The organism is Actinocatenispora rupis, from assembly GCF_016861975.1.
Taxonomy (GTDB): domain Bacteria; phylum Actinomycetota; class Actinomycetes; order Mycobacteriales; family Micromonosporaceae; genus Actinocatenispora; species Actinocatenispora rupis.
Window position 1 is genome coordinate 139,100 of sequence record NZ_BOMB01000031.1, and the last position, 11,686, is coordinate 150,785.

At 73.2% G+C, this 11,686-nt stretch carries 10 protein-coding genes; 7 read left to right on the top strand and 3 right to left on the bottom strand.

Annotation, left to right across the window (positions count from 1 at the left end):
- Nucleotides 1-66 precede the first annotated feature (66 nt).
- Nucleotides 67-735, top strand: coding sequence for a hypothetical protein (locus Aru02nite_RS26570; protein WP_203662281.1), 669 nt, complete (start codon nt 67-69; stop codon nt 733-735).
- A 4-nt stretch (nt 736-739) separates the two neighbouring features.
- Here Aru02nite_RS26570 and Aru02nite_RS26575 read toward each other — a convergent pair whose 3' ends face one another.
- Nucleotides 740-1,351: an N-acetylmuramoyl-L-alanine amidase gene (locus Aru02nite_RS26575; protein ID WP_203662282.1), complete on the bottom strand. Its 612-nt coding sequence runs from the start codon at nt 1,349-1,351 to the stop codon at nt 740-742.
- Nucleotides 1,352-1,593: 242 nt separating this feature from the next.
- On the opposite strand from Aru02nite_RS26575, the gene Aru02nite_RS26580 reads away from it, so the two are divergent.
- The 3 genes from Aru02nite_RS26580 to Aru02nite_RS26590 are packed head-to-tail and all read left to right on the top strand — an operon-like array spanning nt 1,594 to nt 4,369.
- Complete coding sequence (locus Aru02nite_RS26580) at nt 1,594-2,442, top strand: ribokinase (protein WP_203662283.1); 849 nt, start codon at nt 1,594-1,596, stop codon at nt 2,440-2,442.
- Nucleotides 2,439-3,380: a nucleoside hydrolase gene (locus tag Aru02nite_RS26585; RefSeq protein WP_203662284.1), complete on the top strand. Its 942-nt coding sequence runs from the start codon at nt 2,439-2,441 to the stop codon at nt 3,378-3,380. Before Aru02nite_RS26580 ends, Aru02nite_RS26585 begins: the two co-directional genes overlap by 4 nt.
- Nucleotides 3,371-4,369, top strand: coding sequence for a LacI family DNA-binding transcriptional regulator (locus tag Aru02nite_RS26590; protein WP_203662285.1), 999 nt, complete (start codon nt 3,371-3,373; stop codon nt 4,367-4,369). Before Aru02nite_RS26585 ends, Aru02nite_RS26590 begins: the two co-directional genes overlap by 10 nt.
- A gap of 19 nt (nt 4,370-4,388) precedes the next feature.
- On the opposite strand, the gene glgP is transcribed toward Aru02nite_RS26590, so the two are convergent.
- A complete protein-coding gene (gene glgP / locus Aru02nite_RS26595; RefSeq protein ID WP_203662286.1) occupies nt 4,389-6,971 on the bottom strand; it encodes an alpha-glucan family phosphorylase in 2,583 nt (860 codons plus the stop codon).
- A gap of 102 nt (nt 6,972-7,073) precedes the next feature.
- Nucleotides 7,074-8,276: an ROK family transcriptional regulator gene (locus Aru02nite_RS26600; protein ID WP_203662287.1), complete on the bottom strand. Its 1,203-nt coding sequence runs from the start codon at nt 8,274-8,276 to the stop codon at nt 7,074-7,076.
- A gap of 177 nt (nt 8,277-8,453) precedes the next feature.
- Between Aru02nite_RS26600 and Aru02nite_RS26605 the strand changes: the two genes are divergently transcribed.
- The 3 genes from Aru02nite_RS26605 to Aru02nite_RS26615 all read left to right on the top strand — a co-directional run bounded on the left by Aru02nite_RS26605 (nt 8,454) and on the right by Aru02nite_RS26615 (nt 11,684).
- Nucleotides 8,454-9,779: an extracellular solute-binding protein gene (locus tag Aru02nite_RS26605; protein ID WP_203662288.1), complete on the top strand. Its 1,326-nt coding sequence runs from the start codon at nt 8,454-8,456 to the stop codon at nt 9,777-9,779.
- Between the two features lie 79 nt (nt 9,780-9,858).
- Entirely contained in the window at nt 9,859-10,836 is a 978-nt protein-coding gene (locus tag Aru02nite_RS26610; protein ID WP_203662289.1) for a carbohydrate ABC transporter permease, read from the top strand.
- Nucleotides 10,836-11,684 carry a carbohydrate ABC transporter permease gene (locus tag Aru02nite_RS26615; RefSeq protein ID WP_203662290.1) on the top strand — a complete coding sequence of 283 codons (849 nt, stop codon included), beginning with the start codon at nt 10,836-10,838 and terminating at the stop codon, nt 11,682-11,684. The genes Aru02nite_RS26610 and Aru02nite_RS26615 overlap by 1 nt, the downstream gene beginning before the upstream one ends.
- Nucleotides 11,685-11,686 lie beyond the last annotated feature (2 nt).

An 11,686-nucleotide genomic window follows, 5' to 3' on the forward strand; every position in this document is an offset into this window, starting at 1 on the left:
CGGGCCGCGGGGGCGGGCCGGGCCGCGCGGCGACCGGTAGCATCGCGCCGTCGAGGGGGTGCGGTGGTGGACCGACGGCGTGGCGCGGCGGTGGTGCTCGCGGTCCTCGGGCTGCTCGGCCCGGCCGGCTGCGGCGGCGGCCCGGCGGGTGCGAAGCCGGAATCGGCGCCGTCGCCCCGGCGTACCGGGGTGCTGGAGTCGACGATCCCCGCCATGGACGCGCTGCCGAGCGCCGGGGCGATGGTGTCGCTCGACCGGCGCTGGCAGACCGCCGACGAGCACGGCGACGGCTGGACCCGGCCGGACGTGGTCGACGGCCGCAGCGCCCGCACGTACTGTCGCGGCCTGTTGCGGCGGGACTGCCCGGGCCTGACGATGCTCGGCGGTGCGGGCTACGACCTGACGTCCGGCTCGTCGGTGCGCGCCACCGCCACCTTCACCCTGTACGTCTTCGGCACGGCCGACGCGGCGCGCGGCGCGACCGACACGCTGCGCGCGCTGGCCGCGAAGGACCGGCCGACCGGTGTGCAGCTGCGTGGCAGCACCGGCCGCGCGTTCGCGTACCGGAAGGGTGGGCGGACGGTGCGGATCGAGTCGGTCACCCGTACCGGCACCGTCGTGACGGTCGTCGACTACCGCGCACGGCCCGCGACGACGGACGCGGCGGGCACCCTGGTGACGCTCCAGGACGCCCGCCTGCGTACGGTCCTCGCCGGCCGGCAGCCCGCGCTCTGAGGGCTCACGCCGTCACGTACGACATGTACGTGTCCCAGTCCCAGTTCGGGCCGGGGTCGGTGTGGTCGGTGCCCGGCACCTCGACGTGGCCGATGATGTGGTCCCGGTCCATCGGGATCCCGTACCGGTCGCAGATGCTGCGGGTGAGCTTCGCCGACGACCGGTACATCGCGTCGGTGAACCAGGACGGGTCGTCGACCCAGCCCTCGTGCTCGATCCCGATGCTGCGGGTGTTGTAGTCCCAGTTGCCGGCGTGCCAGGCGATGTCGTGCTCGCGCACCATCTGGTCGATGTACCCGTCGGCGGAGCGCGTCACGTAGTGCGCGCACGCCGCGTGGCTGGGGTCCTGGAACAGCGTGATGGTGTTGTCGAACGTCTCCTGCGTGACGTGGATGACCACCAGCTCGATCGGGTACGTGCTGGGCCGGTTCGACTTCGTGTAGTTGCCGGTACTCGCCGGCACCCAGTGCGCGTCCGGGTAGTCGACGGTGCCCGCCTTGCGGCCGGCCGCCTGCGCCGCGGCGGGCACCAGTCCGGCGGCGGCGACCCCGGCGGCGACGCCCGTGGCGGCGGTGAACAGCGAACGGCGGGACAGCCCGCCCTCGGTACGACTCATCGGCACTCCCCAGGATGTGGCGAAGCGGAGATTCCAGACTTGTGCGACTCAATACCCAACGGCCGGCGCTGTCAATACTTGCCATCCGAAAGCCACCCACTCGACGCTTTTCTTCGGAGCCTCCACCGACCCGGCTGGGCAAACGTTTGCCGATCAGTACCCCATGCTCGGCACCCGGTCCGGCCAAGCCGTTCCGCCAGGCGTACTCTCGCTCGGAGAACGTTTGCCGATCCGGAGGCACGATGCAGCGCGAGAGCCTCACCGTCGTGGGCAGCCTGAACCTCGACCTGACCTGTCGGACCGAGCGGCTGCCGGCACCCGGCGAGACCGTCACCGCCCACCACCTCGACCGCGTACCCGGCGGCAAGGGCGCCAACCAGGCCGTCGCCGCCGCCCGGCTCGGCGCCGCGGTGCGCATGGTCGGCGCGGTCGGCGACGACGACGCCGGCCCCGTGCTGCGCGCCGCGCTGCGTACCGCCGGAGTGGACGACTCCGGCGTCGTCACCGTCGACGGCCCCAGCGGCACCGCGCTGATCGCCGTCGACGACCGCGGCGAGAACCAGATCATCGTCGTACCGGGGGCGAACGCCCTGGTGCGCGTGGACGCCGGGGTCGCCGACGCGCCCGCCGTGCTGTGCCAGTTGGAGATCCCGCTGCCGACCGTGCTCGCCGCGGCGCGTACCAGCCGGGGGTTCTTCGCGCTGAACGCCGCACCCGCCGTGCCACTGCCCGACGAGCTGCGCGCCCGCTGCGACCTCGTCATCGTCAACGAGACCGAGTACGCGGCGCTCGGCGGGCTGCCCGACGCCCGGCTCGTCGCCGTCACGTACGGCAGCCGCGGGGCGGAGCTGCGGGCGCGCGGCGAGCTGGTCGCCACCGCCGAGGCGCCCGCCGTACGCGCGGTCGACAGTGTCGGGGCGGGCGACGCGTTCTGCGCCGCGCTGGTCCTCGCGCTGCGCAGCGGACTCGACCCGGGCGCGGCACTGACCGCGGCGTGCCGCGTCGGTGCGTACGCGGTGACCGTGCCCGGCGCCCGCCCCGACCTGCCACCGCTCGCCGACTTCCTCACCGGGGCGGTGGATCCGGCATGATCGACGTCATCCAGGACGGCGACCACGGCGTCGACGACGCGCTCGCCACGCTGCTGCTCGCCGCGCACCCGGACGTACGGATCGCCGCCGTCGGCTCGGTGCACGGCAACACCGGCGCCGAATCCGCCGCCGCCAACGCCATCCAGGTACTCGACGTCGCCGGGCTCACCGCCGTACCCGTGGCGGTCGGGGCGCGGCGGCCGCTCGCCCAGCCGGTGCACCTGTCGACCCTCGTACACGGGGAAGACGGGCTCGGCGGTGCCGCGCAGACACCGGACCGGCGCCCCGTCGACGCGTCCGCCGCGGAACAGCTCGTCCGGCTCGCCCGCGCCGAACCGGGCCGGTACACGCTGGTCGCGACCGGGCCGCTGACCAACGTCGCGCTCGCCCTGCTGCTGGAACCCGCGCTGCCCCGGCTGCTCGACCGGATCGTGGTGATGGGCGGCGCGCTCGACGTGCCCGGCAACATCACGCCGGTCGCCGAGGCGAACATCGCGCACGACCCCGAGGCGGCCGACCTCGTACTGACCTGCGGCGCGGACGTCACGCTCGTCCCGCTCGACACGACCATGGCGACCTGGCTCGGCCGCACCGAGCTGGCCCGGATCGCCGCGGCCAGCGACCCGCGCGCCCGGTTCGCCACCCGGATCCTCGCGCACTACCTCGACTTCTACGCCGCGCACGGCCGCGACGGCTGCCCGCTGCACGACGAGAGCGCCGCCGCCCTCACCGTCTCCCCCGGCCTCGGCCGGTACGTCGAGGTGCCGCTGCGCGTCGAACTGCGCGGCGCCGACACCCGCGGCATGCTCGTCGCCGACCGCCGCGTCGGCGCCACCCCCGACACCCCGCCGGTACGGGTCGCGACCGGTGCCGACCGCGACGGTGTCGTCGACCTGCTGCTCGCCGGGCTGCTCGACCGGGACGCCCCGTGCGGGTGACGATCCGGGACGTGGCGCAGCGGGCCGGCGTGTCGGTGTCGACCGCGTCCCGGGCACTGTCCGGCGCCCGCCCCGTCGGTACCGAGCTGACCACCCGGGTCACCGCCGCCGCCCGCGCCCTCGGGTACCGGCAGAACCGGCTCGCCAGCGCCCTGCGTACGCAGCGGACCGGGACCGTCGGCATGGTCGTGCCGCAGATCAGCAACCCGTTCTTCCCCGCCCTCGTCGAGGCGATCGAACGCAGCCTGTCCGGCAGCGGCCGGCAGCTCCTGCTCTGCGACGCGCAACGCGACCCCGCCGTCGAGGCGGTACGCCTGCAGGCGCTCGCCGACCGGCAGGTGGACGGGCTCATCGTGGCGCCGGTGTCCGCCGTGGCCAGTGCGGACGCGCTCGCGGCCGTCGCGGCCGAGGTCCCCGTCGTCCAGGTCGACCGGTACGTCACGGACGCCGACCTGGACTGGGTCGGCGTCGACGACGCCGCCGGGCTACGGCTGATCGCCGGTCACCTCGCCGACGTCGGCGCCCGCACCGTCGTACTGGTCAGCGCCGGGAGCGAGTCGTCCACCGGGCGCAGCCGGCTCGCCGGGTTCGGCCCCGCCGCCGCACGGCACCGGCTCACCACCGCCGAGCCGCTGCTCGGCGAGTACGGGATCGACTGGGGGGTGCGCGCGGCGGACCTGCTGCGCGCGCGGGGGCCGCTGCCCGACGCGATCGTCGGCGGCAACGACGAGATCGCGCTCGGCGTCGTGCGGGGACTGCGCGCCGCCGGCGTACGGGTGCCCGACGACGTGCTGGTCACCGGCTTCGACGACGCCGGCTTCGCCGCGCTCGCCGACCCCGCGCTCACCACCGTCCGGCAGCCACACGCGCTCATCGCCGACGAGTGCGTACGGCTGCTCGACCTGGCGCGGGCCGGCGGCGAGCAGGCGCCCCGGCGCATCGCCCTCGCCCCGACCCTCGTCGTCCGCGCCTCCACCACCCGATCCTGAACGCCCCGCGCCGCGCCGGTCAGCCCGGCAGCGGGTACGTGACCAGGCCGAGTTCGGCCGGGCTGGACAGCAGCGGATGCGTCGGCACGACCCGCACCGTGTACCCGAACGCGCCGGCGTGCGCGAGCGGCACGTCCGCCTCGTACCGGAGGCGGCCGTCGACGCCGTCGCCGGTGAGCCGCATCGGCACGGTGTGGACGTCGCGCAGCTCGTCGGAGTCGCCCTCGGCGACGCGGCCGGAGCACGCCTGTACCTCGACGTCGCCCGCGACGAGCCGACCCAGCCGTACTTCGGCGCGCAGTCGCAGCGTCGCGCCGAGCCGCGGGGTGGCGGCCTGCTCCTCGGCGCCGGACGACTCGACGTGTTCGACGGTGACCTCGCCCCACGACTCGGACACCCGCCGGGCGAACGCGGCCAGTTCGCGGCCGGGCGCGCCGCCGTCGGCGGACATCCGGCGGGACGCGGCGCCGGCGGGCAGGTACAGCCGCTGGACGTAGTCGGCGACCATCCGGCTGGCGAGTACGGCGGGGCCGAGCGTGCGGAGGGTGTGCCGCACCATGCCCACCCACCGCGCCGGTACGCCGGCCTGGTCCCGGTCGTAGAACAGCGGGACGACGTGGTTCTCCAGCAGCTCGTACAGCGCGGCGGCCTCCAGGTCGTCGCGCCGGTTCTCGTCGACGACGCCGGTGGCGGTGGGGATGGCCCAGCCGTTCTGCCCGTCGTACAGCTCGTCCCACCAGCCGTCGCGTACGGACAGGTTGAGGCCGCCGTTGAGCGCGGACTTCATCCCGGACGTACCGCAGGCTTCGAGCGGGCGCAGCGGGTTGTTGAGCCACACGTCGCAGCCGGCGACCAGGTGCCGCGCCAGCCCCATGTCGTAGTCCGGCAGGAACACGATCCGGCGCCGTACCCGGGGGTCGTCGGCGAACCAGACGAGCTCCTGGATGAGCTTCTTGCCGCCCTCGTCGGCCGGGTGCGCCTTGCCCGCGACGAGGATCTGCACCGGCCGGTCGGTGGAGGTGAGCAGCCGTTCAAGCCGGCCGCGGTCGCGCAGCATCAGCGTCAGCCGCTTGTAGCTGGGCACCCGCCGGGCGAACCCGATGGTCAGTACGTCCGGGTCGAGCACCTCGTCGACCCAGCCCAGTTCGGCCTCGGTCGCGCCGCGGTGCGCCGCGGAGATCCGCAGCCGCCGCCGCGCCTCGGTGACCAGCCGCGCGCGCAGCTCACCGCGTACGGACCAGAGGTCGACGTCGGGTGCCTTGCTGACCGCCGCGAACGCCGCGTCCGGCGCGGTGTGGTCGAGGTCGGCGAGTCCGGCCCGCTCGGCGAGTTCCAGCGACGGCCGGGCCAGCCACGTACGCCCGTGCACGCCGTTGGTGACCGACGTGATCGGCACCTCGTCCACGTCGAACCCGGGCCACAGCGACGAGAACATCTCCCGGCTGACCGCCCCGTGCAGCCGGGACACCCCGTTCGCCCGCTGCGCCAGCCGCAGCCCCATGTGCGCCATGTTGAACACGCTCGGGTCCGCCTCGGCACCCAGCGCCACCACCCGCTCCACCGGTACTCCCGGGCTCGCGTTGTCGCCGCCGAAGAAGCGTTCGATGGTCTCCCGCGGGAACCGGTCGATCCCCGCCGGTACGGGCGTGTGCGTGGTGAAGACGGTGCCGGCGCGGACCACCCGCAGCGCGGCGTCGAAGTCGAGGCCGGTGTCGACGAGTTCGCGGATCCGTTCGATGCCGAGGAACCCGGCGTGCCCCTCGTTGGTGTGGTACACGTCCGGCGCCGGCGTCCCGGTACGCGCGCACCAGGCGCGGACCGCGCGCACCCCGCCGATGCCCAGGAGTACCTCCTGGAGGAGCCGGTGGTCCACACCCCCGCCGTACAGCCGGTCGGTGACGGCACGCTCGGCGGGCGTGTTGCTCTCCAGGTCGCTGTCGAGCAGCAGCAGCGTCACCCGGCCCACGTACGCCTGCCAGATCTGCGCCCGCAGCACCCGCCCCTCGGGCAGCCCGACGCGGATCTGCACCGGCGTCCCGTCCGCGTCGCGCAGCCGGGTCAACGGCAACCCGTGCGGATCCAGCGCCGGGTACTGCTCGGCCTGCCAGCCGTCCGGCGTCAGCCCCTGGCTGAAGTATCCGGAACGGTAGAGCAACCCCACCCCGAGCACCGGTACGCCCAGGTCGCTCGCCGCCTTCAGGTGATCCCCGGCCAGGATCCCCAACCCGCCCGAGTACTGCGGCAGCACCGCGGTCACGCCGAACTCGGGCGAGAAGTACGCCACCAGCCCGGGTACGTCACCGCCGAGCGTCTGGTACCAGCGCGGCTCGGTCAGGTACTGCCGCAGCTCCTGGTGGCGCTCGGCCAGCCGCCAGCGGAACTCCTCGTCGGCGGCCAGCTCGGCGAGCCGGTCCGCGGAGACCTCGCCGAGCAGCCGGACCGGGTCCTGCCCGCAGGCCCGCCACAGCGCCGGATCCACCGCCTCGAACAGGTCGAGGGTCGGCGGGTGCCAACACCAGTGCAGGTTGCCGACCAGCTCGTCAAGGGCCGCCAGGGGTGCGGGCAGTGCCGCCCGCACCGTGAACCGTCGTAGCGCTCTCACGGGTTCTGGACCCTACCCCACCGGCGGCCCCGGTTCGGACAGATCGGACCAGAGCCCGCCGGCAGAACACGCGCCGACACCCGTCCGTGACCCGGGCCGCGCTCACGGGGCCGCGTCGGCCGGGTCGGGCGACTCGGCCGCCGCGGCGAAGACGTCCTCCCGCGCCGCGTCCAACGCGGTCAGTACCGCACCGTGCAGGACGGCGTCGGCGGCCACCCCGGTGCCCACCACCCGCGGTACGACCGGGGCCAGTTCGTGTACCTCCCGCTCGACCCGCGCGGCCAGTTCGGCGCCGCCGGCCTGCCCGATCTCGCCGGCGAGGACGACCAGCCCGGGGTCGAGGACGACGGAGACGGCGGCGGCGCCGAGCGCGATGCGCCGGGCGACCTCGTCCAGCAGCGGCCCGCCCTTCCCCGGGTCCGCCGCCGCGGCCCGCACCGCCTCGGCCGCCGCCACATCCGGATACCCGTACTCGGCGGCCACCGCGCGGATCGGCTCCGCGCCCGCGAGCGCGCTGTACGGGGCCTTGTGCTGCCGGGACACCCCGTGCACCAGCTCCACCCCCGGTACGGGCAGGTAGCCGACCTCGCCGGCCGCGCCCATGACCCCCTGGTACAGCCGGCCGCCGAGCATCACGCCGACACCCATCCCGCGGTCGCACCAGAGCAGGACGAAGTCGTCCACCTCGGCGGCGGCCCCGAGCCGGTGTTCGGCGACGGCGGCGAGGTTGACGTCGTTGACGATCCGTACGGGACGGTTGAGGTCGGCGGTGAGCGCGGCGAGCAGGCCGCGGTGCCAGCGCGGCAGTTCCCAGGAGAACGACACCTCGCCGGAGCGGGGGTCGATGACGCCCGGGGAGCCGAGGACGACGCGCCGGATCGCCTCGACCGGGATGCCGGCCTCGCCGGCGACCCGCGCCAGCGCCGCGTGTACGAGGCCGACCGGGTCGTCGGAGATGTCGGCGTCGACCTGGACCCGGCCGCGTTCGGCCCCGGTGATGTCGGCGGACACGGCGGTCACTCCGGTCGGGCCGATGGCCATGCCCGCCACGTACGCGGCGGTGGGGACGACCGCGTACAGCTGGGCGCTGGGGCCGCGTCCGCCGGCGGAGACGCCGACGCGCTCGACCAGGCCGCGGCCCTCCAGGCGCTCGACGAGCTGCGAGGCGGTCACCTTGCTGAGCCCGGTCAGTTCGCCGAGCCGGGCGCGGGTGAGCGGGCCGTGCGCGAGCAGCAGTTCGAGCGCCGCCCGGTCGTTAAGAGCGCGTAACAACCGCGGCGTACCGGGCTGGTGGCGTCGACTCATACCGATTCGTCCTCTAGTCTTTAGGAAACTTTCCTATTAGATTCCCCGTCAGCACCAGATCACCCGTCAGCTTACGGTCGGCGGACGCCCTCCCCTGCGTGGAGGCGGTCCGGACCACCGCCCGGTCCGGTCCCCCGACCGGCGCCCGGCACCAGCCAGGACATCCAGGAGGATGGCGTGAAACATCGGCTCATCGCCGCGGCCGGACTGGCCGCGGTCCTGTTCGGCGCGGCGGCCTGCGGCAGCGGCGGCGGCAGCGCCGCGTCCGGCGGGACGATCAGTACCGCCGGCGACGCGAAGGCCAGCGGCACCCTCAAGGTCTGGCTCCAGGTCGACGCGCAGACCGGCTGGCCGGACGCGGTCAAGGCGGCCACCGCGGCGTTCCACAAGAAGTACCCGAAGGTCACGGTGCAGGTCGACTACCAGCAGTGGAACAACCACCTGACCAAGCTGGACGCGGCGCTGTCCGGCAGCACGGTGCCCGACGTCGTCGAGATGGGCGACACCGAGACGACGTCGTACCTGGCGTCCGGGGCGTTCCGGGACCTGTCGAAGAGCACGAACCTGTTCGCCGACTCGGCCAACTGGAACAAGGGCCTCGCCGCGTCCTGCCGGTACGAGGGCGCCACCTACTGCGTGCCGTACTACTCGGGCAGCCGCACCGTGTTCTACCGCAAGGACATGTTCGCCAAGGCGGGCATCACGAAGCCGCCGACCACGTACGACGAGCTGATGGCGGACGGCGCCAAGCTCGACCGGAAGTACGGCGGCGACCCGAAGTTCTCCGCGTTCTACATGCCCGGCAAGTTCTGGTACTCGGCGCTCTCGTTCGTGTACGACGCGGGCGGCACGATCGCCACCAAGAACGGCGGGAAGTGGCAGGGCGGGCTCGCCTCGCCGGCCGCGATCAAGGGCCTGACGCAGTGGAAGGCCATGACGGACAAGCTGTCGAAGGCCAGCAAGACCAGCGACGAGGCCAACCCGCAGCAGTACACGGTGATGGCGCAGGGCCACGTCGCCATGATGTACGGGCTGGGCTGGGAGGGCGGCAGCGTCGCGGCCGACGGCAACGGCGGCAACCCGAAGCTCAAGGACCAGATCGGCAGCTTCGCGATGCCGAGCGCGGCGGGCAGCACGGCGATGCAGTCGTTCGCGGGCGGTTCCGACCTGGCGATCACCGCCAAGAGCCGGCACGCCGACTGGGCGGCCGCCTGGGTCGCGGCGATGACGGGTACGTCGAACGAGCGGGCGCTGATGCGGGCCGGCAACATCCCGAACACGACCACGCTGCTGGACGAGGCCGCGAAGATCCCGGCCCTGGCACCGGCCGCGGCGTCGGCGAAGAACAGCTGGATGGTGCCGATCGCCGAGGGCTGGCCGAAGGTCGAGAAGAGCCTCGTGCTCCAGAACGGCCTGGCCGACATCGCCTCCGGCAAGAAGAGCGTCGCCGACGCGGCCAAGGCGATGAACGCCGCGGTCGAGTCCACGCTGAACGGTTCCTGAGCACCGCCGGGCCCGATCCGTACGCGGTCGGGCCCGGCGCGTCACGTCACGCCGCCGCCGTCCCGGCCGAGGGAGCACGATGAGCACGCACACCGAAGCACCACCCACCGCCCCCGGTACGGCCGCGCCACCGGACGGTACGGTCACGCCGCGCCGGCGTACCCGGGCCACGCCGCGGCTGATCGGGTACCTGCTGATCCTGCCGACCGTCGTGGTCCTCGCCGGCGTCCAGGGGTACCCGCTGGTCAAGCTGGTGCTGCTGTCGCTGCAGGACCTGACGCAGCGGGAGCTGTTCAGCGGGCTGCCCGCGCCGTACGTGGGGTTCGCGAACTACGCGCGGGTGCTCGGCGACCCGGGCTTCTGGACGGTGGTACTCCGCACGGTGGTGTTCACCGTGGTCAACGTGGTGCTGACGCTGGTCCTGGCGACCGGGACCGCGCTGGTGATGCGTGCCGCGTCGCGGTGGTGCCGGCTGCTGGTGACGGTCGTGCTGATCTGCGTCTGGGCGATGCCGCAGGTGGTGTCGACGCTGGTGTTCAACTGGCTGTTCGACTACGAGTTCGGCGTCGTGAACTGGCTGATCGGCCTCGTACCCGGGGTCGACATGGACAACCACGACTGGTACGCGAACGCGGTCAGCGGCTTCGGCGTGATCACGCTGATCGTGGTGTGGGGCGCGATCCCGTTCGTGGCGATCACCCTGTACGCGGGGATCTCGCAGGTACCGAAGGAACTGGAGGAGGCGGCGCGGGTGGACGGCGCGTCGGCGGCGCAGACGTTCCTGCGCGTGACGTACCCGATCCTGCGGCCGATCTACACGATCGTCACGGTGCTGAGCGTGATCTGGGACTTCCAGGTCTTCAACCAGATCTGGGTGGCGCGCGGCAGCAAGCCGGAGCCCGAGTACCAGACCCTCGGCGTGTACTCGTTCATGCACGCGTTCGGGGTCAACGAGTACAGCCTGGGCGCCGCGGTCGCGGTCGTGACCGTACTGCTGCTGCTCGGGTTCACCGTGTTCTACATCCGGCAGAGCCTGCGCCTGGGGGAGATCGACTGATGGCCACCCTGTCCGCCCGCCGCCCGCGCAGCCGCGGCCGTACCGTCGCGAACGTCGTCGGGGTCGCCGTCTCCGTCGTGATGATCTTCCCCGTGTACTGGATGCTGCTGACCGCGGTGAAGCCCGGCTCCGAGATCCTCACGTACACGCCGCGGTTCTGGACGTGGCACCCGAGCGGCTCGAACTTCGTCCGCGCGGTGCGGTCCCCGCACTTCCTCGACGCGCTCGGCAACAGCGTGCTCGTCGCGTTCGGCACCATGCTCATCGCCCTGGTACTCGCATTGCTCGCGGCGGTCGCCATCGCACGGTTCCGGTTCTACGGGCGGCGGGCGTTCGTGTTCGTCGTCCTGGTGGTGCAGATGGTGCCGCTGTCCGCCCTGATCATCCCGATCTACCTGCTGCTCAACTCGATCGACGCGGTCAACTCGCTCGGCGGCGTGGTCCTCACGTACCTGGCGTTCGTGCTGCCGTTCACGATCTGGACGCTGCGCGGCTTCGTCGCCGGCGTACCGGCGGAGCTGGAGGAGGCGGCGATGGTCGACGGGTGCACGCGGTTCCAGGCGTTCCGGAAGATCGTGCTGCCGCTGGTGTTCCCCGGCCTGCTGGCCACCTCGATCTACGCGCTCATCCAGTCCTGGAACGAGTTCATCATGGCGTACGTGCTGTTGAGCGACCAGAACAAGGAGACGCTGCCGGTGTGGCTGGTGTCGTTCGTGACCGCGCGCGGCATCGACTACGGCGCGCTGATGGCGGGGGCGACGATGATGGCGCTGCCCGTGGTGGTCTTCTTCGCGATCATCCAGCGCCACGTCGCGAGCGGGTTGACCGCCGGCGCGGTCAAGGGCTGAAA

Coding starts and splice junctions, on each gene's coding strand:
- Aru02nite_RS26575 (WP_203662282.1), bottom strand. CDS start 1,351: ATGAGTCGTACCGAGGGCGGGCTGTCCCGCCGTTCGCTGTTCACCGCC.
- Aru02nite_RS26580 (WP_203662283.1), top strand. CDS start 1,594: ATGCAGCGCGAGAGCCTCACCGTCGTGGGCAGCCTGAACCTCGACCTG.
- Aru02nite_RS26585 (WP_203662284.1), top strand. CDS start 2,439: ATGATCGACGTCATCCAGGACGGCGACCACGGCGTCGACGACGCGCTC.
- Aru02nite_RS26600 (WP_203662287.1), bottom strand. CDS start 8,276: ATGAGTCGACGCCACCAGCCCGGTACGCCGCGGTTGTTACGCGCTCTT.
- Aru02nite_RS26610 (WP_203662289.1), top strand. CDS start 9,859: ATGAGCACGCACACCGAAGCACCACCCACCGCCCCCGGTACGGCCGCG.
- Aru02nite_RS26615 (WP_203662290.1), top strand. CDS start 10,836: ATGGCCACCCTGTCCGCCCGCCGCCCGCGCAGCCGCGGCCGTACCGTC.